Here is a 24,232-nt window from a genome sequence, read left to right as displayed (position 1 = left end):
CGAGGTCGGCAGCAGCGACATTCAAATCGCGTTTTTGCCGGGTATAGATGCTTAAATCACTTGGCCAAATCGCCGGCATCTGACGAATGCTCCGCTTCGATGCTCCCCATTTACGAGCCGCGGGATCTCGGCCGCTCTGCCTATTTCCTCTTACCGGCTTATCCCAATTCCCTATGGACTCCTGGGAAATCCTCTCGAAATCGGCGAGTAGGATAGCTTATAATCGCGTAACACGGGTACAAGGGGGCGTTCTCGTTGCACGACAGATCGGTCGAAAAAGCCAGATGGCTCCGCGATTTGCGGCGCTTTCTGCCTCTGCGCAGCCAATTCGTGCTCTCGGGCAATACCCGCGACCTTCAGATGCACGAAATTGTTCCGGGCGAGGTGACCGCAGCGCCCCTATCCAGGGTCTTGCCGGACGTCTTGAAGGCAGCTGGTTACGCCCAGATCGCATGGTTCGATGTTCTGAACGGATTTAGAGATATCGAGCCGGGGGACGGAAGCTGCCTCACGCGATTGGGTCTGATGCCGACGGGTGGCGCTGCGGCAGGCGGGATCGACCTTCTATCGACGACGCTTGAGCGGCACGTCACCGCTGAAGGACAACCCTCGGCCCTGATCGTCGACTTTGCCTCCAGACTGGTCGCCCGAAACGACGCCTTATCACCTGCCGAGCACCAGCTTTTCTCCCGGGCGCTGATCCTCTCTCATGCGGCGCGTGCGCGTCCGGCGGGCGACAAGCGCCTGCCCTTCTTCAATACGGTGGTCTGGATCGTCGACAAGGAGGGCGATCTGTCCGACTGGTTCCTGATCGGAAACCCGAAGATCAGACACATCCCGATCGGACGACCGGATCATCTTGCGAGAAGAAGCATGATCCGCTCTCTTGTCCGCGGTCTTCCGGGTGCGCAGGACGCGGAACAATCGGAATTAGAGAAGTGCACTCAAGCATTCGTGGATGAGACCGAAGGCCTTCTGTTACTGGACGTGAGCGCGGTCGCGCAGCTCGCCCGCAGCGAGGGCGTCCAATTCGATCGGATCGGCGATGCCGTGCGGCGCTTCAAAGTGGGCGTGACCGAGGATCCCTGGCGCAAGATCAGCCGCGATAAGATCAGCTCGGGCGAAGAATTCGTCAGGCGACGCGTCAAGGGACAGTCTCACGCAGTCACGCATATGCTTGATATCGTCAAGCGCGCGGTGACCGGGATCGGCCAATCGCCGCGGGGCGGCCGGCCAAGGGGCGTGGTCTTCCTTGCTGGGCCCACCGGCGTCGGCAAAACGGAACTGGCGAAAACGATCACGAGCCTGCTGTTCGGCGACGAATCTGCATATATCCGCTTCGACATGTCGGAGTTTAGCGCCGAGCACTCCGATCAGCGGCTGATCGGCGCACCGCCCGGCTATATCGGATATGACGTCGGAGGCGAGCTTACGAACGCGATCCGCGAAAAGCCCTTCAGCGTCGTCCTGTTCGACGAGATCGAGAAGGCTCATCCGAGGATTCTCGACAAATTCCTCCAGGTCCTCGATGACGGCGTCCTGACCTCCGGACGAGGCGATCGCGTCTATTTTTCAGAAGCCTTCATTGTCTTCACGTCTAATTTAGGCATCTACGTACCGGGACCGTCCGGCGAAAGAATTGCCAACGTCACGCCCGACGAGACGTTCGAAGCGGTGCGCAGCAAGGTCCGAGGCGAGATCGAAAGGCACTTCAAACAGGTTCTCAACCGGCCCGAGATATTGAACCGCATCGGAGAGAACGTCATCGTTTTCGACTTCATTCGTCCCGAGGTCGCAAACGAGATATTCGATCAGATGGTCGACAATTTGCTCAAGGACGTCAATTCGCTCGGCTATGATGTCACGTTGAGCAGCGCTGCCCGGGAGGTGCTTCGCGGCCTGTGCGTGGCTGATCTTTCGAATGGCGGCCGAGGTATCCGCAACCAGGTGGAATCTCATCTCATCAACCCGCTCTCGCGGGCTCTGTTCGATAACGGAGCAGGAGCCGGCCGCAGATACAGGATCGAAAGCGTCCGCCCTGGCCCATCGACGACGATCGAGCTCGTAAGCGAGCCGCCCCCATGAAAAAGATGGTCAATCTGTCGCGCATCCATTTCCCGGTCACGACGTTGGGTCCCGGCCGACGGATCGGGATCTGGTTTCAAGGTTGTTCGATCCGCTGCCCAGGGTGCATCTCCATGGACACTTGGGTGCACGGACGCGGAACGACGGTCGTAGAGGCGGTCGTCGAGGCGGTTTCCCCATGGCTTTCGATAGCCGATGGCATTACGATTTCGGGTGGAGAGCCTTTCGACCAGCGCGAGGCCTTGTTCGATCTTTTGACAGGCCTGCGAACTCGAACGGACGCCGATATCCTGGTCTTTACCGGGTATTCTTGGCCCACGATCTGCGATGCGCTCGCGGCCTCACCATCGCTCATCGACGCGATCGTTTCCGGACCGTTCGAGATCGAAGAGGCGCAGACCATGGCGCTTCGTGGCAGCGACAATCAGGAGCTGCATCTATTGACTCCCTTAGGCCGCGCTCGGTTCGAGAGCTTCGACCGCCCCATCGGCGAAAAAGATCGCGCGTTCGACGTGATGTTCGACGATAACGGAGACGTCTGGCTTGCGGGCATTCCCGCGCGCGGCGACTTCCGGCGCCTGCAACATATGCTCGAAGGCAGCGGATCGACGCTTGGAATTTCGGAAGATACCCGTTTCCCCTCTCTTTAGAATTTAATGATGATCAGACTTTGTCCGAACTGCACCACCGAACGTCCCGTCACCGAGATCTTCTGCGAAGGCACGTTGAATGGCCTAACCTGCGGCTGGGACCTGTCGACGGTCGATATCACGCCGCGTGGTGCGACGAGACTGAAGCCGAATCCACCTGTAAAAAGTCGGAGGCCAAGCGGTCTTAGGAAGACAAATATGTCTGGCAACTCCTTGGCTCACAGAACGACATGGCTACGATCCGACTTGAGCCGATCATCGAACGGCAGGAAGCGCCCTCAGCGGCCGAACCCATGCCAGGGCCGGAGCTCGCGCCCGAGGGCGAAACCATCGTGGACGGCTGGCGCCTGCAGGACCGGATCGCCTCATCCAGTGCAGTCCGCGAACGCTTCGTCGCCACGCGCGGCTCGGACGGTCAACGGGGAATACTCACGCTTTACGCGATAGGCGCGGAGCCGGATCAAGCGATCTATGATTTGCTCTTAAAGCTCCCTCGAGATCACGTCCCGGAATTCTTCGCCACCGGTCGCTGGCAAGAGCGCGCCTATGAGGTCGCGGAGGAATTCAAGGGCGGCACGCTGACGGATCTCGCCGTCGATCCGACAGATCCGGCGGCCGTAGCGAAGCTGGTCGGCGAGCTAGCGCAGGCCGTTCACGCCCTCACTGAAGCTGGATTGCGACACAGGGATCTCCGCCCTTCCGTCATCTTCGTGCGCTCAAGGGACCCGCTTGACCTCGTCATCAGTGGCTTCGGATCGGCACGGCTCTCCGAATTCGACCTCGATATCGTGTCTCCGCTCGAAACCACCCGCTATATGGCGCCCGAGGCGATAGCCGGCGGCGTCGCGCCGGCTTCCGACTGGTGGAGCATGGGGATGATCTTGCTGGAAAAGATCACCCAAGGCGCGTGCTTCGCAGGTATCAACGAGCAGGCCTTTCTGATCCACGTTCTGACCAACGGCGTACACCTGCCTGAAAGTCTGGATGAGCGGATCAACACCTTGCTTCGCGGCTTGTTGGCCCGTGACAGGCGCCAGCGCTGGCAGTGGAAGGAAGTTCAAGCCTGGTTGCGCGGAGAGACCATCTCGGCTCCAGCGGCCGACCGAGCGGGCGACACAGAGGGCCACGCCTCGATTTCGCTGGGTGGCAAGCAATATCGATCTGCAAACACATTCGCATTGGCAGCGGCTGAAGCTACGAACTGGGACCAAGCCAAGACCCTCGTCCTCAGAGGCGCGGTTGCAAGTTGGGCTGCCGAAGCCGGCTTCGAAGCGGCGATAGCGGCGGGTCTGAGGCAAATCCTGCGCACCGAAGATCTTCAGGAGGATTTGAAGCTTTCCATCTCTCTTAAGACGCTCAACCCGTCGATGCCTCTGATCGTCAGAGGTAATATCGTCACACCGGGTTGGCTGCTCGATCACCCGGGCGACGGCTACAGTCTGATCACCGGCCCGGCACCCGATCTGCTCCGGAAGATTGATCCGGACGATTGGCTCTGGCGCCTGAAGGTCCGCTCCGACACGGTGCGAAAGCGGTTGGACCAGCTGGAAATCGCGGTCGACGAAGATGCTCTGCGCGTCCACCTTCTGTCGACCTCTATGGCCCGCCTGGCCGCGCTTTGGGAAGAACGGCGAAAGCTTTTCCCCGACACCGATCACGCCGGCGTGGCCGCGCTCACTGAGCGCCGCATTTCGGCGGAAGAAGATCTCCTCATCCTGCTCAGCGCGACCTCGAACCAGTTCCGCTCGGTTGCCGAGGTCATCGAAGAAGCCGAAAAGGAAGCGTCGGCGGCCGGTCTTAGCAACTTTTCCGCCGAGGAAACGACGACCCTCCTTGGCCGGCCACGTCGCGAGATCTATCAGGCGATCGACGAGCGTATTCAGAACTTTGCCAGATGCGGCATCAAGGAAGTCGACGAGTGGGCGGACCAGTTCCGTCTGGACAGACGGATGCCTCTTGGGCGCGCGCTCGCCCTTCTCTGTGTGCCCCCCGAGACGTGGAAACCGCTTCCAAAGCAAGGCTACGTCTCGACGATCTTGGACTTTTTCGCCAAGCGGATTTCGGGCGGAGTATTGCGCGGGCCGCTGACGCGGATGCTGATTGGCAAATCGGCCAGGATCGATCTCACCGAACTCGATACGTCCAGGGTGCCGGCGGGCGAGATTCTCGATCAGCTGCTTGGCCGCACGAACCGGATCGTGAACCTCGATCCGGCGGCTTTTGCCGATGATGATAGCCTTGAGCGACGGTTGCGCTCGTTGCACTCCCACGCGCTGCTCTACAAGCGCGATACCGGCATCGATGGCCTGTATCTGGGATTTCCATTCCTGATCATGCGCGATCATCGGCCGAATGCGAGACCGCGGATTGCGCCGGTACTGCTGTGGCCGGTGCGCGTCAGTCCCGAGGTCGGAAATCGCGGTCATGTCACGTTGGGATACGGACGTGACAGAAACCCAGACACGGAGATCGAGCACGTTCTCGTCAATCCGGCTCTCGAAGGAATGGTTGGCATCCCGGAGGCGAGACGTTGGCAAGAAGCGGCCAACGAGCTTCTTACCCATGCAAGCTTGTCCGTCCAGGCGGTGATGGACGCCTTCAGCCGATTGGCCCAGCCAGTCGGCAACGAATTGACGGCGCTTCCGGGCAAGGACGTCGAGGTCGCAGCGCAGGAACGCCAATTGGTACCTGCAGCCGTGCTCTTCCATCTGGCCTTCATGGGTCAGGCCGTCATGAAGGATCTCGAGACCCTCCGGGGCCTACCTCCGACGGCGACAGCGCTCGAGGCCGCGCTCCGTCTGAACGAACAGCAGCCGGAGCCTTCTGCATCGCCGTAAGTGAAGGAGGTCGAGCGATACTTCACGGCCGACAGCGATCCTTCGCAGGAGGCGGCCGTCTTGGAAGCGCGTCAGGCCCCGGGACTGGTCATCGAAGGACCTCCCGGAACTGGCAAGAGCCAAACCATCGTCAATATGGTCGCGGACGCCATCGGCACGGGAAAATCACTCCTGGTGATCTGTCAGAAGCAAGCCGCTCTCGAAGTCGTGCGCAAACGTTTGGACAAGGAGCGCCTGAGCGATCGCTTCGTCATGATCACCGACGCCAATCGCGACCGCGAGGCGATCGTGGGTGCGGTCCGTTCGCAGGTCCAGGCGTTGCACAATCTGCCCCCCGGAGGGTCTCCGGCCTGGAAGCGAGAGCGAGAGCGCCTCGCGGCGCGCATCGAGACGCTCGAGATGGAGCTGGACCGCCGGCAAATCGCGCTCCATTCCGTGGATGATCGGACCGGATTGTCCTATCGAGCGCTGCTCGGCGAACTGCTCGCGATCGAAGAAGGCAGAGCCAAGCCGATCGAGGCTCCTGAGCTCCGGCCTTTGCTGTCGGATCTACATCCCGCAGATGTGGCAACGATCGAGGAGAATTGCGCTCCGCTCGCGAAGTTCTGGCTGTCGTCGAAATTCGAAGACAATCCCCTGTCCGCCCTCAAGCCGTTCAATCCCGACCGAGGAACCGCGGCTGCACTCGCCTCGCTTCTGCAAGCATTTTTGCAAGCCGATGCCCGGCGCGAACAGACCGATGCTGAGACCTCGAACTGCCTGACAATACCGGATGCGGCGGAATTTAGATCCTGGCTCGTCGAAGCGGGCGAGCTGCGTTCGATCAGCGATTCGGTGTGCGCAAATCTCGCTCGATTGCGGCCGCTGTTTCGCAGCGTCGAGGATGGGGCATCGGAAGCTGCGCGTATTCTCGAGGGCCTATCGGCGATTAAGGAAATCTTCTCATCGCTCAATGGCCCAGCCTACAAGCCGAACTTTTGCTCCAAGCTGATCGCCTTGAATGAGGATGAGCTGCGCTCCGCTGGAGAGCTCGCGGGCCAGGTTCGCCTGCCGGCAAGTGCCCTACAATGGATCAACCCGCTACATTGGCTGCGAACGCGTCGTGTACGCCAGTTTCTTGCGTCGCTGCAACTCCCGCAGGATAACGACGCTATCAGCTCACTGTATTATGCGGTCGAGCTCGAATTGGCCATGCGCCAGCCGAGGCGCGAACTCGAGCACTATTTCACGACCCTGTTCGGGCGAGCCCCCAATCTGGATCTGTCGCCTGGTAAGCTCGCCGATTTCGCCGAGCGCCTTGGCTCGTTCCTCGAGGGTCTGGGGGGCCACAATTCGCTCATCGATCGGTGCCCGAGCCGGCTTGAGCTCGATAAGGCGCTCTCGGCCGGAAACACCGAAGAGCTCGGATCGTTCTTTGAGCGGGCTGATCTCGCGCTCAAAAGGCATGACATAAGAGAGCAGAGCCGCGCCGCTTTGGACCGGCTTAGGACATATTTCGACGAACTGTGGCTCGGATCGAGACGCTCGGCGATCGAGAATGGTCGCTCCAATACGAATGCCATTGACCAGATCGTGCAGGCTCTGCCGATGCTAAGCAGTTACCAGGAATATCGACTTCGATCTTCGCGGCTTGGTGACAAGGAGCGTGCCATCTTCGCAACACTCAGGTCCACGGAGTCCGAGCTGTCGAAACTGGCTTCCGAAGATCTCGACGGCTGCGTTCGCGCCACCATACGCCGCGAGGCGCATTTGGCATGGAAGGCCGGTATGGAGGGTGCGAGTCCTGACGTGTTGTTCGATGGCGATGAGGTCGAAGCCAAGGTCAAATCGCTTGCGGAAGCCGACGCGCAGATCCGGCAATACAACAGGGACCTTCTCGTCCAAGGTATCGACGCCAGCAAAGTGCGTGCGACGGTCGAGTGGGATGCGATCACCAAGCTGCGCGGCCCGCGAGCACTAAGATTGCGCGAATTCATCGATCGCGCCGCTCCGCTCGGTCTGTTCGCGCTCCGCCCCGTCTGGCTCATGACACCCGATGTCGCCAGCCGCGTGCTGCAACCTCGCGCCGGATTGTTCGATACCGTCATCTTTGACGAGGCTTCGCAGATGCCCGTTGAATATGCCTTGCCCTCTTTATTCCGAAGCAGGCTTGTTGTCGTCAGCGGCGACGAAAAGCAGATGCCGCCGACCTCATTCTTTGCGAGCAAGGTCGAGAACGACGAAGCGGCGATATTCGACGGTGAAGAACCAGAAGAAGGAGCGAGCGAGGAGGAGCGCGAGGCCTTCGCAGAGACATGGAACCGCCGAGAGATCAAGGATTGTCCCGACCTCCTCCAACTCGCCCGCTCCGCACTCCGCACCCGTACTTTGCAGGTGCACTATCGTTCGAAGTATCGGGAACTGATTTCATTCTCGAACGCCTCATTCTACAGCAACGGTCTTAGCGTCCCCGTTCGCCATCCCGAAGAAACAATCCGTAGACTCAAACCAATCGAAGTGGTGCGCTCGGACGGCACTTACAAGGCCCAGACGAACCAAAAGGAAGCCAGCGATGTCGTGGCATACCTATCCGAGCTTTGGGAGGATTCATCGCCGCCGTCGGTCGGTGTCGTCACGTTCAACCGCAAGCAGGCCGACGCCATAGAAGATGCTCTGGAAGACCGCGCCGAAAACGATGCAGCATTCCGTGAGGCACTGATGCGCGAGCGCGAACGTATGGAGCATGGCGAGGATATGGGCTTTTTCGTTAAGAACGTGGAGAACGTACAAGGCGATGAGCGTGACATCATCGTTTTCTCTACGACCTTCGGCCGCAACGAGCACGGCGTCTTCCGCAAGAGCTTCGGCGCGCTCGGACACGCAGGCGGCGAGCGCCGCCTGAACGTCGCGGTGACGCGCGCAAGAGAAAAGGTGGTCATCGCCACATCGATGCCGACGGTTGAGATATCGGACCTGCTGACGAGACGGAGCGGTCCCAGGGTGCCGCGCGACTATCTGCAAGGCTACCTTGAATATGCCAGGACCGTCTCCGACGGCCTTGCAGACTCCGGCAAGACTCTGTTGGAGCGGATGGTCACCCAACAGCGTCCCCACAACGAAGCCGGACATCACGAGGACGACGGCTTCACCAGGTCCGTCGAAGCCTTCCTGGAGGCGAATGGCTACAAGGCCAGCCGGGCTCGCGATGGCGGCGCATTCAGCCTTGATTTCGCCGTAACCGATCCGCGGACCGGCCTCTACGCGATCGGCGTCGAATGCGACGCGCCGCGACATCGATTGCTTCAGAGAGCGCGTGCTCGTGAGATCTGGCGTCCGAAGGTATTAGGGAGGGCCGTCCCATACGTTCACAGAGTTTCGTCATATGCTTGGACTCATGCGGGAGACGCCGAACGCCTGCGGCTCAAGAACGCTGTAGAATACGCGCTCCGTGGGGGAGGATTACAATGAGCGGGCCCAAAGCATTCAGGATCGTTACCCGAGCCGAGATCATCGCCATCTGTCGTCGCAACCTGGCGCGGCTCGACGCCGCGGTCGAAAGCTGGACCTCCGCGGGTAGACGCAACGGGACGATTGAGCAGAACGATATCGAAAAGGTCATAGCCCGGCGAGACGAGCTTCGCCGCCTACTCGACGCCGATCGTTTCGTCGAACTACAGAAGCAGGTCGCAGCTGAGATCGGCTTCCTTCAGGTGGACTCCGAGCGCCGCGTCGAAAGAGCTGCTGAAATAGCGGCGCGCTCGAAGCGTGATTTGAGACGCTCGAGAGCGGCAGCCGAGGCGCTGCTGCAGAGGCTGCAGGCTCTGAAAGTCGAGATTCCCGCCGACATTCGAAGCGAGCTCAGTGGTTCGAGTGCATCTTCCGAGCGCCTGGAAGCGGCTATGGCAAGAGCGTTGTTGCTGCTGCCTTCTCAGGCGGCGCCGGATACCGCGACAGACCGCCAACGCGAGCTTGCCAGTCAGCTTGGCGCCGGCGAACGTCGTGATACGTTGCGAGAATGGATTTCTCGACAACCTGAGGAGATGGAGGATCCCGCTTTGGCGCGCGTCGATGCGGTCCTGGGCGAGTTGCGCGGCCTTGGCATCGATTCTTCCCCGTTCGCAGACCGTGTCGCGCTCCTGGAAGCAGAGCCGCCGACGAGAAGACCGCTTGTCGCGGATAGCCTTTTGCTGGACCTGGCAGCGGCCGTGAAGGATGGCCGCGCCCGTGCGAAACTAGCAGACGAGCTTCGTGCGCGACGCGCCGAACTTTCTGTGATGAAGTCACCGCAGGCGGCCTCGCTGCTGAGCGAAATCGACCAGACCCTCACCTCGCCAGCTAGCAGCAACGGGCAAGAACTCGTCAAGCGCGCAGACTTTCTCATCGAGGAAGAATTCAAGGCGATGGCCGCCGAGGAACGCAGGCGTGCGGTGCTCGAAGGTCTTGCCAGCCTGGGATACGAGGTATCGGAGGGAATGGCGACCGCCTGGGTCCAGAACGGCCAGATCGTCCTGCGTAAGGCGGCCAATGCTGGCTACGGGGTAGAACTGTTGGGCGGATCGAGATCTGATCTCCTCCAGGTCCGAGTCGTCGGTATCGGCAGTTCGGCCGAAGTTCACGATGAGAATCGTGACCGCGACATGGAAACGATCTGGTGCGGCGAGTTCGATCGACTGAGGACGTTGGTCGCGAAAGCCGGCGGGAACGTTGCGATGGAATTCGCAAGGCCGGCCGGTCAATTCCCCCTGAAGATCGTCTCTGATCCGGGTGCAAGCCACGAAGCGGCTGATGCCGAAAGATTATATCGAGCACGACCACTCAACCGTCACAATTAAGAATCTGTAAGAAACCAGCCGCAGCCTAAAGGAAATAATCTTGTAGATACCGGCGACGATCACACGGCCCGAAGTATCTCTTTCGCGCGGTCGAGAGCTTCTGCGGCAACTCCTTGATAGCTATCCCTTATAATTAGACTTTCTATTGCGTCGCGCACAAATTCGGGATTTGGCTTATCGATCTGAACGACGGTTTCGATCACGTTCGGTCGACATGCGCGGATCAGGGCAGCGGAATGACCATCGCTTGCGGCAGCGATATCGAAGATATCATGCTGCCAACGGATAATGCTCACCGGAATAGCAGGAAAAGGCTTTTTGCAGAAGCAGCAAGCTCCGCATCGCTGATGCCGAACTGATGTGCGAACTCTTTTCCGCATGGACGGCTCAACTTTCCGCCGAAGAAAGCTGCCATGTGTCCGGGCACAGTCTTAGCGGCAGCCGGAAAGACAAGAAACGATCGCCTGCGCGTCCAGCTGTTTGCTGTGAGGCGCATTGATAGTGGGCAGAACGATAGCCGCGGTCTTCATATGTGATCCTTACACCCCCGAGAGCGGACGTCGGGAATCCACCGGCCGGGGTGTAATGCCGAATCCAACGGAGCCCTGACATCCACAAGAGCAATTGCCCATCAACAACAAGAGCATTAATTGAGGTCAATTCGAGTCCAACTATATGCATCCAAGAATCGTTGACCCCAATCGTCAGGGTTCGCGCTGTTCTGCTTGGCTTTCAAGCTTTTGAATGGCCTCACGCCGAAACAATGGCGGCAGCGAAATTGGCTGCGGTCACTCAAACCGAAATGGTGTTTCGCAGGGTGGCTGAACTCAAGCAACACATGCCATCGACAGAGCGCACGGGATCGTCACGTTAACGCTCAAATTCCTCGGTCGAGCGCGTTTTTCGACGAATTTCACCAGCGTCGTTGTGCGAGGTAGAGGCCATCTTAAATCGATGAAGCTGGCGCGTACCTTGGAAGACATTTGGAAGCCATCATCGGGACCGGGCGACGCAGTTTGCGGCGACGAGCGCGGTATACGGGGAACACGGCTGGCGGGGCGTCTTGTGCCAGCGCGCCACACTTGGCGGATCGAGGCTGGTTGCAACAATGCACGCAGACCTGACGTCAAACAGCAGATCAGTTTTCAGGTGATGCCGCGTGACTGCTGGCGGCGCGCAGCTGTAGCTTGCACTTCACTCGCTTCGGCGCCCGCTCCTGGCGATCCACGCCGCCTACCGTGTCGGTAACCCTCGCAACTCTTTCCGGGAGCAATGGGATCTGTGTTGATCGCCGCGCGCCGCACGTTTGCATTGGTCAATTTCGAGCGCTGCCGCGGCATCGCTGGCGGCGGCGATCCCTTGCGTTCGCTCGCGCGCCTCACGGGACTACGACTGCGTCTGCCCGCATACCAATTACAGAATACCAATTGCGAATATCAACTTTTGATTGATACAATTACACTCAACCACCGACAAATGAGGAAATTATGTCAAGGGTTGCTGCCTACCACACGGATTCGCTCGAATATCCGCCATCTCATCGCAACGTCTATCACGACCACGACAACTGCCCGGCCGGAAAACAGATCAAGCAATGGCACCGCAAAGCCGGTCAAGGTAATAGGCCGCGTTGCGATGATTGCAAGAAGCTCGGCTAAGTCGCGAATTTTCCACGCAGCACAGACTATGGATCAATGCCGAGCCAAAGGATCGGTAGGTAGATGATTCTGCGCGGCGGCGCATGTCGCCGCGCCTTTCTACCGCATGACTGTCGAAGGCGACCATAGCAAATCATCCCGTACACCCTGTACGCCTCCGCCTGCAGCAGCAGCAACGACACGTCTACGGACCAAGTCACCGCGCCACATAATATCAGTCCGCCACTCGAGCGCCAGAAAACTCGCCGTCAACGCGCACGAAATCACCTCGATCACAATTTTGCATCGGATCGCGCCACTCGCCGACACATGTGCTAACGTACAGCGTAGCGACAGATGGCGATGACACCCGCTTTGTCAAACGCCATCCGGAACTGCCCCCGTCATGGAGAACCACCCGCATTCTCGGGCTCATGATGTTGGTTGCAGATTTGCTCCGCCGCGAACGTGATAGAGAGTGGCGGAGCCGAACAGACTGCGTCAGCAGCGGGCACCTCGATGAGGCCGCTCTTTTGGTTGGTGCGGAGCCGGTAGCTGCCGCTGCGGATGGTCAGCACGTAGTTGTGGTGCAAGAGCCGGTCGAGGTGACCTTGCCCCCAAGTTTTATCCAGTCCTGAGTTCGTCCCGGCTGTTGGATTTGCCCGGTTGGGCGGTGGTAGCGACGGAGCTGGCGCGGGGCCCTCGACACAGCGCAGCGCCAGATCCCGGCGCGGGATGGCAGGTGATAGCGAACTCGGATGGCGTCTGCCATCCGATCCGCGAGTGTGGCCGTGCATCGTTGTAATCGGCGCGCCAGCATCTGAGCGCGACGCGGGCCTGGGCCAGCGAGGTAAATAGCGTCTCTTCAACAGTTCATCCCGCAGCCGGCCTTTGAAGCTCTCAATAAAGGCATTCTGCATGGGCTAGAAGTCAGGTGACGTTATGCTCCAAGGAGGAGTTGGTTTCAGGAGCGACGGCCAGCATCCGCTCGGGACTAAAATGGGAGGATCTCTTCGCTAAAGTCTGATCGATGGCTTCCCAAGCGGCCCTTGAGATCACGAACATCACCGGGCCGTGAGCTCGCTCGGTTTGCGAACTGATCGCGCCTCTCAAAATCCGATCGCGCCGTGTGGTTCAGGCATTGCGGATTTCAGCTGGCACCTCATTGGCACTTACCTCATGGCAGTTACCGTACGTGCAATCTGAACGAAGGGAGCATTCCAGCCACGACCCATCAGCCTGCCTTAGCCATTTGAGCGGCGGCTTATTACAACGCGCAACTCGGTCAGCGATAGCGTTCGTCGCTGGATCATCCGACAGAGTTGCGAACAGAACATTCGCGCCAGCCTTCGTTCCGCCCTTCGCAGGGCGCCTTTTCGTCTTCTTGGTCATCATTGTCCTCCACTCAAACAACCTTTAGAGAATCTATTGCCCCAGGGCGCTCTTGAAGCCGGTCGTAATGCCGCTGGTCAGCTGCGAAGCAATATGCGTACTTTCGCCGATTGGGATGAGGAAGTTTCCGCTCTGCGTTTTGTCGAGCGGCGCGAAGGTAACCACGAGGTCATGCTTGCGATTGCGCAAGGCGGACAGCAAGTTGCCACTTTGATTGAATGTTGCTCTCACGAGCTTCCATGCAGGAGTAATGCTTCCGCTAGTATCGATTTCGAAAGTTACTTGATGCGAAAGCACATTTTGCTTCGCGACGCTTGTGATTTGCCCTGTCGCGACGCCGTTGACCATAGCGTCGAGCCATTCCGCCAGTTTCAAGTCGCTCTGAATCAGTAATGAGTCGGTCGGCGCCGCGGTGTCACGCTCACACCTTCCGTTTGGCCCAAGATAGAGCTCGCTTACAAGTCGGAGGCCAAGCGGTCTTAGGAAGACAAATATGTCTGGCAACTCCTTGGCTCACAGAACGACATGGCTACGATCCGACTTATTGACGAAGGTGGCGAGGGAGGAAACCAAACAGCCGTCGGATTAGCCGTGGACTTCTCTTCAAGCTGGATAGTGAGGGCCACTTGAGCTCCCCACTTACGCAAGAATAGAGCATCGGACGAACCGGCTCTTGCATTGATAACTCTGGTAACTGCATCCTCAAGTTCGCAATGAACGCTTCGAACGATTGCCTGCACCAAAGCATTGTTGGAGGCGTATGATCCACCATTAGGAAAATCGCGAATTTCTGGGACGCGCAACCCACATCCTGCAAGCGCACAACCAGCGACAAGTGCGATCAAATTGATTCCCGGCCTCAACATGCCAAATCCCCGGGTTCAAAAATTAGCTGCGCAGGTTTCTAGAGGAGCGAGGGTCCCTCCGGTCAACCTGACCAAAATTGGTTGTTATCGAACGCCATTCGACCTGAGAGTGCAACTCGCAAAAGTAAACCTTCACGATTTGGTGCAACCCCTGTTGCGTGCCCGACACAGCACCGCGCGTTGCGCACAAAGCGGATGTTGAAACAATCAGTGCGCCTAGGATCGAATGGCTACTCGCGGATTCGTTGATGGTCGCAAGCGCTTGTCGGGGAACTGCATCACGGACGCTCGGCGACAGCCGTTTCTTGCTTTTCGAACCCATTATGTCCGCCCTTGCACTTGCCTAACTTCCCACCGCTTCAGAGCGGCGTTTGTGAAGGCGGCACTCGATGCCTTGCTGCATCCCTCGACAGTGGCGCGGCAAAAGCAGTCCGTTGTGGCAGGTTCCGAGCGTGAAGTCGGCGAGTTTATCGCGCAAGTGCACCCCTTCTCCACAAGAGCGAATGGCAGGCTGCGCGTCTTTTGAAGGTCGCTCTGTACAGCGATGAAACGGCTCCGACATGTTGAAGACGCAATCGAAAAGCGGAAAGAGCTGAGTTGGTACGCTGCGTACGCAACTTTTTCTTTAGCTGCAGGCTGAATTGAACTACTTGAAGCCAGCACGCGTAGACCTCTTCGCATCACCCTCATTTCGTGAATCGGGATCATCTTTTATCCAAATCGCAAATATGTTTAGCGAGAGCCGCCAAGAGATTGGCGGTGCTTTAACCGCTATGCTCTCACTACCGCTGCCCTAACGGGCGTTTCCTCCCTTGCCGCCGGTCCCATGGATCGGCTGCTCTCTTCGGTATCGGATCAACGCTTTCATGACTGAGGAATCATAGATCAATCTGCAACTCGACGACGACGGAGGGGAAATTGTGCATCGTGGGTTGACAACTATTTATGCGACATAGAGGCGTGCATTTCAGCATTCGAGAAGTGTTGCCGGGCCAGTGGCGCTACAGTTTTGAAGTCGATGGCAAGATGATCAGTGGCAAGAGCCGAACCAAGCCTCAACCTCTCGCGGTCCGTCCGGTCAAGGATCGCATCAAACGTGAATTGAATCGCAGCACGGAACATATGAGTTGATATAGGGGCGCTCTCCTGTCCCAAATGCCATTGACGAGGTGCGAAGCCGTGGGTGCGAATATTTCAAGGCAACCTGCTTGCGTTGATTCGCGAGCCTTGAACTTCTCTCTAAGGAAATCGGCCCATGGCTAGATGCACAGCACCGGTACGAGGTCATCGCACAGCAAGCGCGGCAGCAGAGTGCCCTGCATGTAGTGGCCGCTATCGCGGCTTCAGTTACCCGTCGTATTCCCCGCCCTCCACTCCGACTTACACCCCGTCCTACCCCTCGCCGGGAGGCAGCGGCAGCGGCCGAAGCAGCAGCGGCGGCGGCGGGTCCGGCAGCCGCGTACGAGCGAGATGGTCGCGCCCCGGTTCGTCCGTGTTGTACACGCCCGCCGAAGTGCGGGCACTCACGCCCATCCGCGAGAACGTCGAGAAACAAGCGTCCCTTGACCGTCGGGACGTCTTTCTCTGCCATGCGTGGGACGACCGGCAGGGTGCTGCCAAGGAACTGCACGATTTGCTCGAAGCGCGCGGTGTCAAGGTCTGGTTCAGCGAGAAGGACGTAGACCTCGGCGTGCCGTTGCTCCGCGCCATCGACAAGGGCTTGGCGAATTCGCGGATTGGGATCGTGCTGGTCACCCCCGCGCTGCTGCTCCGCCTCCCAAAAGAAGGCATCGCCGACAAAGAACTTTCGGCGCTCCTCGCTGGTGAGCGTCTCGTTCCCGTCGTGCACCAGACGACGTATGAAGCTCTCCGCGAGGTTAGCCCTCTGCTCGCTTCGAGAACCGGCCTAGACACCGCAGAAGCACCTATGGCGGACGTCGCTGCCAAGCTCGCCGAGGTCGTCCTATTGCCCTGATGGCCGCTCCACGCACAAGCGTTCCGGGCGCTGCCGCGCGAGTCATGCCACAGGCAAAGACGTCTCGTCGACGTGCACACTACTTTTGGCTATCCGGAGACCCACGGACGTGCTCTCCACCAGTAGTTGCGCTTAGTAACGGACGGGCTGGGGAGGCTTTTTAATGAGGAATTTGGGAATAGTGGCGCTCGCCGCCACCTTAGATGGTTGTGCGTCGTCGGCTGCCGATATCACGCCGAACTACGTTTCACCTGTGATGTATCAGTCCTACACCCGCCAACAGCTCGCCCTGGAGGCGCAGGGCGTATCTGCGCGCGCAGCTGCCCTCTCGGGTGCTCAGGACAGTCAGCGCACAAAGGATACAATAGCGACGACAGCCGCAGTCATCGTTTTCTGGCCCGCAGCGTTCCTAGTTGGCCGTGACAAGCAGACCGCAGCCGAGCTCGGTCAGATGAAGGATCAGATGGTCGCAATCGAACAAGCCTCGATCGCTAAGAAGTGCAATATCCAGTTTCAGAATAAGCCGCCGCCGGGAACAACCTAACGCAGTCCGTTTTTTCGACACCCCACGCGGAGCACCCGCCGAGTTGAACGCCGCGCCATGACCATCCCGCTCATCTCCGCCATTTCCCTATTGCTTTGTGTTGCGGGCCCGGCAGCCGCCGAATGCGGAGAACGGGGCGGCCCCGGTTATCGTGGCCCGAATGGCAAATGCGTCGGATGGGCTGAGATAGGCCGCATATGCGGCAATCCGCCCGCAACTCGATGTAGGCCTGAGGCAGTTGCGCCGCACGCAACTGATGCAGCCGGCCACGGTGCGAAGATTGAAGAGCTGCGCCAGCCGCAGAAGAAGTAACGGGCTCCCGCGCCACCAAGTAGCAGAAGGGCTACCGGGGGTCTGCCTGGCGTTGGACTTAGATTTGGTGATTTTGATCAGCGTCCTCCGGGTTAGAGCCGAGCCAGTGTCCTGAGCAGTTGCTCGGCTTGTTTTTCAATGACATCTAAATTCATGCCCTCGAGAACACACGACGTAAAAATTGGGGCGCGCATGCCCGCCTATAGAGAGCAAGGCGGTTAGGGTGCCGCATGATCCGAGATGCATCACAAATGAACCCATTGAGTTGATCTGTAGCTTAGCCGAGCAAATGTGGAGGGTAGTATGGCCCTGCACTTCAGCCGCGTCGACACCGGCGATCTGAAGCTATGGATCGCAAGCAGTGACGACTATTCATTCGTTATCAGCGACGAGAGCCGAAGCGGACCTGGCTTGCGTGGAGAACCCGGCTTTGTTGCGTCATATCGGCCAGACTTTCTGAATAAGCCCGCGGCTCAGGTGCCCGGATCGCCCTTCGGAGCATTTGCTGAAGCCGAACGTGCCTGCAATGCGTTCCTCGGCCACCCAATTATGGAGGGATGACGACCCGAGGCCGGTCGAGTGCGGTCCAAAAAGCCGCGTAGTGCATGCGTACGAAAAGCCTGCGATCGGACCGCTAAAGCATGATCCGGAAAAGTGCGAAGCGGTTTTCCGAAAAGATCACGCTCAAACAAAGAGCTAAAGCGCGATGACGATTCAACCTAATCACATCGCGCTTTAGAGGCGCGCCCCCTCGCTCAGCGCTTCTTGACTGCCGGTGATGAAGGGGATCAATCGGATCCGCTGACTGTTTGAAGAGCAGCCGAGCAGGAAAGCGGCGCGGACAGGCCCGGGAAAGCCAAAAAAGAGCAAAGTAAGGCAGGATTACTGATTGAAGCTGGCGCCCCTCGGCGCATAGTCACGCAATGATCGAGCAACGACCAGCTTTCATGGCTTGTAAAAACCCCGGCTCCGGCTGGAGGATCGATATTCTGTGGGCCGACGGCGAAACTGAAGTCATCAAGGGGTTTGTCACGGAGCATGACGCGACAAAGTGGATTTCTGAGCATTCGCTGACGTGCCAACAAAACACGAGCCAACAGCGCTAGCGGTGCGGCCAAGTTTCTGAGCGATCTCGCGCTGCGCGAGTTCAGCTTCGCGGATCATTTGTAGCAGGCGCTGTTCTTCCTCTTCTGCCACAATTGGCAAGACGTTCTCCGAATTGTTTGGTTCTGGAAATGCCTACGCCGCTGACTCGACGAAGGGAGGCAGAGCCGAGCGGACGGCCTCAGCGGCGGGCGCCCCGATGAGGCCCCTCTTTCGCTTGGCGCAGAGCGAGCAGCTGTTGCAGCGGATAATGATCCTGTAGCTGTGGTGCAAGAGCCGGTCCAGAGTCGACGGCAACCTCGGATCAGCGAACACGGTGCCTCCTTCGGCAACGCTAGCATGGCGCCGATTTCGTGGCGACGGCCGACCAGCTGGAAGAACAGATGCGCCGCGTCGGGCTCTGGCTTCACTCAAGTAAGTCAGTGACCTGGAGATTGACCGGCGTAATTCAGCGCGCAGCATTTGATGCCTTCTTAAACCTATCAATGATATCAGAACGTTCCCGCTCCATCGTCGCCAGTACAAGCATTTGGATGGGTCTTCCGCAGCGACGAGACAAGCGGCAGCCCGCCACGACCTCCTGGAGATCCTCGAGGATCGCTACCGCCGCCGCTCCACCATCGTGACCGGCGAGCTTCCCGTCGATCAATGGCACGCACTGATCGGCGATCCCACCTACGCCGACACCGTCCTCGGCCGCCTGGTCCACAAGGCCCACCGGATCGATCTCAACGGCGAGAGCATGCGGCGAAGCTGCAAACCCGGCCGAGAGGCCTAGTAGGTGGCGCTGCGGACATGTGGCATGAAATCATCGCGGCGGAAGGAAGCCGCGAACGCAGCTTGCAGCGTCTCGGCCGACAGAGGAGAAATCCAGGGCAGTCTCCCTAACCAACGCACCCGGCCAACCTCGCAAATTGCTCTCAGAGCATCCGGATTCTTTTCCCCAACAAAGGCAATTCCGAGCACATCGATCTGACGTCTTCGGAGAGCCTCTATGGATAAGAGCGCGGAATTGGTCGTCCCGAGCGCCGTGCTAGCGCAGAGCACAACAGGGAGCCGCCAACGCTCGAAGACGTCAATGTAAAGGGTACCGCAGTTCAGCGGCTCCATCAGTCCGCCGGTCCCCTCGATCACCAGCGGCTGCTCACCGGAGGCCGGCACGTCGAGCGAATCCGTGTCGATACGAACCTCGTCGACCTCTGAGAAACCGTCGGACGAGCCGACCGCATGCAGGCGATAACGCTCTGGCAAGATTCGTTCGGCTGAAAGACCACCGAGCCGAGCGACGCACTCAGTATCGGTCTCTCCTTCCAGGCGAGCCTCAATCGGTTTCCAAAACTTCGCACCGAGGAGATTAACGAGCCCTGCGCAGAAAACCGTCTTTCCAATCCCGGCGCCCGTACCCGCCACCACAATCCGCTGCGGGCTCATCGAGCCTGACCTCTTGTCCCTTCGTCCAAAATATTCAGTATGGTCCTCACGTCTCCTCCCCATGACATTCAGCGTCGGTGAAACTCAAAAATATGGCCAATCGAGAAGGCCGCCTGTCGTTTGTGACGATCCGGCAGCCTACAATCGCGGTACGGTGATCCGGTCCCAATGGAGCACAGGTGGCTCAGTCGCCCTTTCACCTCGCCTCACTGATTTGCACAGCGGCGCGGAGTTAGGGCCATCGCACTGGGCCAAAAGGGGCCTCCCCGTATGACAGAGATTGAGCTTCGAAATTTGTCGCGCGTAGACCGCCTCTTCCCAGAGTTGAACTTGCTGTGTTGTGTCAGGTTAAGATTGCTATCGGCCTACAAATATTGTCCCGATCGTACGAAGACATCCACGTCAGGCAGGATGTGTCCTTACAGATGCAGAACGGTACGCTTCGGACATAAGTCCCGCGCGAAAATGGCTGAGTTCGCCTGCTCTAATAGCGAAGACGTGCTGCATGGCCCTGACATTCACAAGTTCGCAATGGCTCAACGAAGGGATTTGTTGCTCGTTCTCAGCTTCTGCGCGACGCACTGTCCTATGAAGAGGCCAAGCCGGCTCGCTGGTTCCTCGAATCAGCTGCCGCGGAGGTCCCCGCAAAGAGCTACCCGCCTGCGCCCAAAAGAATACGGCGCGCGAGGCCAAAGCAAACTTTCTGTCGCCTTCACAGCATTGCGTGGGGCTTGATCTCGCTATAGGAACGCCCCGAGGCTACTGCGTCACGCTTATCGATCATCATGATTCGTCACATTGTCTTCTTCACAGCCAAGGATGAGGCCGGTATCGACCAGATCGTCGAAGGTCTGTCGATACTCACCTCAATACCTTATGCGCGCCGGCTCGAGATTGCGCTCAACCGCAAGAGCGATCAACTCGGCAACGATATCGACGTCGTTGTGTATGGTGAGTTCGACAGCGAGAGCGATCTGGCTGCATACAAATCGCACGATTTGTATCGAGAAGCGATCCGGCGCGTACGACCACTCCGGGAGCTGCGGCTTGCCGCTGACTACGAGCCATCAACAGATGTGCATTTCGCCGGGATGTCAGGGTTAGCCCAGATAGCACGGCCCAGGCGACCACCTGGCCGCGGATAACCCGATGAGTAGTCTAAGCGCGCCGCCGACGGGACGAAAACTGCTCATTTTCAGGACGGCATCACCTTTAGTGCGGGCTTCACAACGTGCTGCCCTTCGGTAACAGATAACCTCATGCACGTCCTGGAGATGCCGTGGATTGATCCAGTCAAGGCGTTGCGATGCTTTGCGCAGCGGCCGCACCTTACCTTTCTCGATAGTGCGGCAGAGCATGAGGTGCTTGGGCGCTACTCCTATCTGGCCTGCGAGCCGTTCAGCACATATTTTGTGTCGGATGGACAGGCTAGTTGGAACGGGAAGATCGTTGCTGGTGATCCATGGGCCGTCCTCCGCAACCTTCTAGCCAGATATCGAGAGGCGCATCGCCCCGATCTCCCGCCGTTCCAGGGCGGCGCTGCCGGCTTCCTTGGTTACGATCTGAACCGAACGCTGGAGCGGCTGCCGCGGCCGTCGATTGTCGGTCTGCAATTGCCTCAAGCGGTACTAAATTTCTATGACGTGGTGGTCAGTTTCGATCACCGGGACCGCAAGTGCTGGATCGTCTCGACCGGATGGCCGGAGCAGGACTCCGCTCGGCGAACCGAGCGTGCGCGCCGTCGCGCCGACGAGTTTGCGGCGCTGCTAGTCAGGCCAAGGTTGCCGCCGCTCACCATTCCCAGCACTGCGGGCGCATGGCATTCGAACTTTGGCCGAGAAGGCTTCATCGCGGCGGTCCAGCGCGTCGTCGAGTTGATTCTGGCCGGGGATATATTCCAAGCGAACATCGCACAACGCTTTAGTGCCAAGATATCGCCCCTGTTCGATCCCCTCACCTTCTATTGCCAGCTGCGGTTATCGAACCCGGCACCATTCGCTGCCCTCTTGCGCTACGACAAGATGACGATTGCATCGAGCTCTCCTGAGCGGTTTCTGAAGCTCGACGGACGACAGGTCGAAACTCGCCCCATCAAGGGAACAATCGCGCGCGCCGTGGATCCGAAGGAAGATCGGCGCCGCGCCGAAATCCTCCTTGCATCCGAAAAGGACCGCGCCGAGAATATCATGATCGTCGACCTGCTGCGCAACGATCTGTCTCGCGTTTGTACGGACAATTCGGTCGAGGTTACGGCATTATGCAACCTCGAATCCTACGCTTCAGTGCACCACCTCGTCTCGGTTGTCAGGGGCGCACTTGCTGCAAATCAAGACGCCGTCGGTCTGCTTCGCGCCTGCTTTCCAGGCGGCTCCGTGACCGGAGCTCCGAAGGTGCGAGCAATGGAAATCATTGCGGACATTGAGCAAGTGGCGCGAGAGGTCTATTGCGGGGCGATTGGCTTCATCGGATTCAATGGACAGATGGATACCAACATTGCGATCCGCACCGTAATGATTGACGACGACCAGGCTGTGTTTCATGCAGGGGGCGGAATAACGGCGATGTCGGATCCGGAAGCCGAATATGAAGAGACGCTTGCCAAGGCCCAGCGACTGTTCGATGCCTTTAATGCCGATCCGTCCGGTGTATTTTGATCTTCATCATCGACAATTACGACTCCTTCGTTTTCAATATTGCGCGCTACTTCCGCAAGCTTGGTGCAGAAACCAAAGTTGTCCGGAATGACGCGATCCGCTGCGCCGATCTTGTTGCGTTCAAGCCACGGGCGATCGTCATCTCTCCCGGCCCCTGCACACCAATGGAGGCCGGGATATCCACAGCGGTTGTCCGCGAACTTTCGGGCCACATCCCAATTCTCGGCATCTGTCTTGGGCACCAGTGTATTGGGAGCGTTTTCGGCGGCCGGGTTGTGCGCGCCCGTTGTCCGATGCACGGCCGGGCTTCCGACATAGCTCACGATGGCCGAGGATTATTCAAAGAGCTCCCGTCTCCACTTTCTGTTGGACGCTACCATTCTCTGGCGATTGAACTCGGTGAGGCGGACGCGTCGCCTCTCGCGGTGACAGCCCGTTCAAATGAAGGTGAAATTATGGCTTTGTCCCATCGGCATCACCCAACCCACGGCCTGCAGTTCCACCCGGAGTCAGTACTTACCGATCAAGGTGACGCGCTGCTTATGAATTTCTTGCGCTTAGCGGAGAGTTTCCGAGCGTGAAGCCGGAGAGTTTATCGCGCAAGTGGCGCCTACTCCGCAAGATCGAATGGCAGGCTGCGTGCCTTTCGAATCTAGCCCTGTAAAACGACGAAACAGCTTCGACCTGTTGAAGGTGTAACCGAAAAGAAGAGCTCGGTTTGTACGCCGCGTACGCAACTTTTGCTTTTGCTACAGGCTGAATTGAATTACTTGAAGCCAGCACGCGTAGACCTCGCATCACCTTCATTCGGTGAATCGGGATCATCTTCTAGCCAAATTGCAAATTTGTTTTGCGAGATCCGCCAGGAGATTGGCGGTGCCTAAGCGGTATACTCTCCTACCGCTGCCCTAACGGGCGTTTCCTCCCTTGACTTGGCCGCCGGTCCTATGGATCGGCGGCTCACTTCGGTATCGGGTCAACGCTTTCAGGATTGAGGGAATCATAGATCAATCTGGAGCTCGACGACGACGGCGCTGGGGGCCATTGTGTATCGGGATTGAAACTATTTATGCAGCATAGAGGTGTGCAATTCAGCATTCGAGAAGTATTGTCGGGCGAGTGGCGCTACAGTTTTGAACTCGATGGCAAGACGATCAGTGGCCGAACCCGAACGAGGTTGGAGCTTCTTGCGGTTCGTCGGGTCAAAGATCGCATCAATCGTGAATTGAATCGCGCACGGAACATGTGAGTTGATATAGCCTCTTCCTTGGCGCGTTCGCGATCGCGATACTCTCGTTCGTTCTCGAAAGCGAGTGCGGCCTTCCGGTCGGCGGTTCTCTTCAGATGCTTCTGCGCCTTGCGGCTCGGCGACTTGCGGTATGCCTTCTTCCAACTGTCGTCTATGGCGAGACCAGCAGGCAGTTCGTGCGTTTTCCTTGAACTTCCCGCTTGAGCCCACGGGACGCTTCAGAACGACGCCCGGTGCCGCCGTGGTTCCTGCGATGACGTCTGGATCCTCACTTTCCTTTGCCGCGCCCTGATGGAAAAGATTGCTGTCCGAGCCCCAGGCTTTCAGAGCCAGCCTTCATCGACGGAGCCGCGATCGCCAAGTCGAAGAAGCCGAGCGCGGTTTGGTAAGTCTTCAGCTTCCTAGCCATGCCTAAAGCGCGGCGGGACACTTGACGGGAGACGGACGCAGAAAGCCTTTCCAGTTGGCACGGGGCGCCATGAACTCGATACTCCGTTTCGGGGCGGGTCTAAAATTCAAGACGGCTATCTAAACCCGGTTCCGACAGAACAGGTCTCAAAAACAGCGATGTCGTCGGCTTTTGCCGCACCGCACAAAAAATTGCGGTGCTAGACTTATTCAACCCTCCGTCTCTCCCGGTTGACCTACACAGCCGTTCACTTATTGTTCCTCGCTGATTAAATCA

General features: G+C 58.6%; 16 protein-coding genes and 3 pseudogenes. 13 read left to right on the top strand and 6 right to left on the bottom strand.

Annotated features, from left to right (window positions below; all coding sequences use genetic code 11):
• Positions 1-255: 255 nt before the first annotated feature.
• From QJT82_RS31175 to QJT82_RS31155, 5 genes are all read left to right on the top strand, one after another.
• Positions 256-2,085 carry an AAA family ATPase gene (locus tag QJT82_RS31175; RefSeq protein WP_028345390.1) on the top strand — a complete coding sequence of 610 codons (1,830 nt, stop codon included), beginning with the start codon at positions 256-258 and terminating at the stop codon, positions 2,083-2,085.
• Positions 2,082-2,735, top strand: coding sequence for a 4Fe-4S cluster-binding domain-containing protein (locus QJT82_RS31170; RefSeq protein ID WP_018270054.1), 654 nt, complete (start codon positions 2,082-2,084; stop codon positions 2,733-2,735). The genes QJT82_RS31175 and QJT82_RS31170 overlap by 4 nt, the downstream gene beginning before the upstream one ends.
• Before the next feature lie 230 nt (positions 2,736-2,965).
• Positions 2,966-5,572 carry a DUF4011 domain-containing protein gene (locus tag QJT82_RS31165; protein WP_281446670.1) on the top strand — a complete coding sequence of 869 codons (2,607 nt, stop codon included), beginning with the start codon at positions 2,966-2,968 and terminating at the stop codon, positions 5,570-5,572.
• Entirely contained in the window at positions 5,573-9,019 is a 3,447-nt protein-coding gene (locus QJT82_RS31160; protein ID WP_245288979.1) for an AAA domain-containing protein, read from the top strand.
• On the top strand, positions 9,016-10,383 hold the full coding sequence (locus tag QJT82_RS31155) for a hypothetical protein (protein WP_018270052.1): 1,368 nt from the start codon (positions 9,016-9,018) through the stop codon (positions 10,381-10,383). The genes QJT82_RS31160 and QJT82_RS31155 overlap by 4 nt, the downstream gene beginning before the upstream one ends.
• 59 nt (positions 10,384-10,442) lie before the next feature.
• Here QJT82_RS31155 and QJT82_RS31150 read toward each other — a convergent pair whose 3' ends face one another.
• From QJT82_RS31150 to QJT82_RS31140, 3 genes and pseudogenes are all read right to left on the bottom strand, one after another.
• Positions 10,443-10,679 carry a hypothetical protein gene (locus QJT82_RS31150; RefSeq protein WP_155258909.1) on the bottom strand — a complete coding sequence of 79 codons (237 nt, stop codon included), beginning with the start codon at positions 10,677-10,679 and terminating at the stop codon, positions 10,443-10,445.
• Between the two features lie 2,073 nt (positions 10,680-12,752).
• A pseudogene (locus tag QJT82_RS31145) lies at positions 12,753-12,943 on the bottom strand (transposase); the annotation flags it as partial.
• Positions 12,944-13,445: 502 nt separating this feature from the next.
• Entirely contained in the window at positions 13,446-13,787 is a 342-nt protein-coding gene (locus tag QJT82_RS31140) for a hypothetical protein (RefSeq protein ID WP_281446669.1), read from the bottom strand.
• Positions 13,788-15,238: 1,451 nt separating this feature from the next.
• Here QJT82_RS31140 and QJT82_RS31135 point away from each other — a divergent pair.
• The 4 genes from QJT82_RS31135 to QJT82_RS31120 all read left to right on the top strand — a co-directional run bounded on the left by QJT82_RS31135 (position 15,239) and on the right by QJT82_RS31120 (position 17,670).
• A complete protein-coding gene (locus QJT82_RS31135; RefSeq protein WP_155258910.1) occupies positions 15,239-15,409 on the top strand; it encodes a hypothetical protein in 171 nt (56 codons plus the stop codon).
• Between the two features lie 124 nt (positions 15,410-15,533).
• Positions 15,534-16,253 carry a toll/interleukin-1 receptor domain-containing protein gene (locus QJT82_RS31130; protein WP_026192349.1) on the top strand — a complete coding sequence of 240 codons (720 nt, stop codon included), beginning with the start codon at positions 15,534-15,536 and terminating at the stop codon, positions 16,251-16,253.
• A 163-nt stretch (positions 16,254-16,416) separates the two neighbouring features.
• Positions 16,417-16,797, top strand: coding sequence for a hypothetical protein (locus QJT82_RS31125; protein WP_018270047.1), 381 nt, complete (start codon positions 16,417-16,419; stop codon positions 16,795-16,797).
• 615 nt (positions 16,798-17,412) lie between these two features.
• Positions 17,413-17,670 carry a hypothetical protein gene (locus tag QJT82_RS31120; protein ID WP_080586171.1) on the top strand — a complete coding sequence of 86 codons (258 nt, stop codon included), beginning with the start codon at positions 17,413-17,415 and terminating at the stop codon, positions 17,668-17,670.
• A 468-nt stretch (positions 17,671-18,138) separates the two neighbouring features.
• On the opposite strand, the gene QJT82_RS31115 is transcribed toward QJT82_RS31120, so the two are convergent.
• Complete coding sequence (locus QJT82_RS31115; protein ID WP_155258911.1) at positions 18,139-18,315, bottom strand: hypothetical protein; 177 nt, start codon at positions 18,313-18,315, stop codon at positions 18,139-18,141.
• A 466-nt stretch (positions 18,316-18,781) separates the two neighbouring features.
• Here QJT82_RS31115 and QJT82_RS31110 point away from each other — a divergent pair.
• Positions 18,782-18,991 (top strand): annotated as a pseudogene (locus QJT82_RS31110) (ATP-binding protein); the annotation flags it as partial.
• Here the strand turns inward: QJT82_RS31110 and QJT82_RS31105 are convergent.
• The gene (locus QJT82_RS31105) at positions 18,988-19,644 is read right to left on the bottom strand and encodes a dethiobiotin synthase (protein WP_026192348.1); all 657 of its coding nucleotides are present in this window, start codon (positions 19,642-19,644) and stop codon (positions 18,988-18,990) included. The pseudogene QJT82_RS31110 and the gene QJT82_RS31105 overlap by 4 nt on opposite strands.
• Before the next feature lie 785 nt (positions 19,645-20,429).
• Here QJT82_RS31105 and QJT82_RS31100 point away from each other — a divergent pair.
• The 3 genes from QJT82_RS31100 (at position 20,430) to QJT82_RS31090 (ending at position 22,879) form a co-directional block, all read left to right on the top strand.
• Positions 20,430-20,789, top strand: a complete 360-nt coding sequence (locus QJT82_RS31100; RefSeq protein ID WP_018270042.1) for a Dabb family protein — start codon at positions 20,430-20,432, stop codon at positions 20,787-20,789.
• 114 nt (positions 20,790-20,903) lie between these two features.
• A complete protein-coding gene (gene pabB / locus QJT82_RS31095) occupies positions 20,904-22,298 on the top strand; it encodes an aminodeoxychorismate synthase component I (RefSeq protein ID WP_028345393.1) in 1,395 nt (464 codons plus the stop codon).
• Positions 22,295-22,879: an aminodeoxychorismate/anthranilate synthase component II gene (locus tag QJT82_RS31090; RefSeq protein ID WP_018270040.1), complete on the top strand. Its 585-nt coding sequence runs from the start codon at positions 22,295-22,297 to the stop codon at positions 22,877-22,879. The genes pabB and QJT82_RS31090 overlap by 4 nt, the downstream gene beginning before the upstream one ends.
• 676 nt (positions 22,880-23,555) lie before the next feature.
• Here QJT82_RS31090 and QJT82_RS31085 read toward each other — a convergent pair.
• Positions 23,556-23,956: pseudogene (locus QJT82_RS31085) on the bottom strand (cell envelope biogenesis protein TolA); the annotation flags it as partial.
• Between the last annotated feature and the right edge of the window lie 276 nt (positions 23,957-24,232).

The sequence above is a fragment of the Bradyrhizobium sp. Mp19 genome, from assembly GCF_029952935.1.
Lineage (GTDB): Bacteria > Pseudomonadota > Alphaproteobacteria > Rhizobiales > Xanthobacteraceae > Bradyrhizobium > Bradyrhizobium elkanii.
This window is presented reverse-complemented; position numbering and strand designations above follow the sequence as displayed.

Excerpts from the sequence above, each read along its gene's own strand:
- QJT82_RS31170 (WP_018270054.1), top strand. The coding sequence starts at position 2,082 with ATGAAAAAGATGGTCAATCTGTCGCGCATCCATTTCCCGGTCACGACG.
- QJT82_RS31165 (WP_281446670.1), top strand. The coding sequence starts at position 2,966 with ATGGCTACGATCCGACTTGAGCCGATCATCGAACGGCAGGAAGCGCCC.
- QJT82_RS31155 (WP_018270052.1), top strand. The coding sequence starts at position 9,016 with ATGAGCGGGCCCAAAGCATTCAGGATCGTTACCCGAGCCGAGATCATC.
- QJT82_RS31130 (WP_026192349.1), top strand. The coding sequence starts at position 15,534 with ATGGCTAGATGCACAGCACCGGTACGAGGTCATCGCACAGCAAGCGCG.
- QJT82_RS31125 (WP_018270047.1), top strand. The coding sequence starts at position 16,417 with ATGAGGAATTTGGGAATAGTGGCGCTCGCCGCCACCTTAGATGGTTGT.
- QJT82_RS31120 (WP_080586171.1), top strand. The coding sequence starts at position 17,413 with ATGGCCCTGCACTTCAGCCGCGTCGACACCGGCGATCTGAAGCTATGG.
- QJT82_RS31105 (WP_026192348.1), bottom strand. The coding sequence starts at position 19,644 with ATGAGCCCGCAGCGGATTGTGGTGGCGGGTACGGGCGCCGGGATTGGA.
- QJT82_RS31100 (WP_018270042.1), top strand. The coding sequence starts at position 20,430 with ATGATTCGTCACATTGTCTTCTTCACAGCCAAGGATGAGGCCGGTATC.
- pabB (WP_028345393.1), top strand. The coding sequence starts at position 20,904 with ATGCACGTCCTGGAGATGCCGTGGATTGATCCAGTCAAGGCGTTGCGA.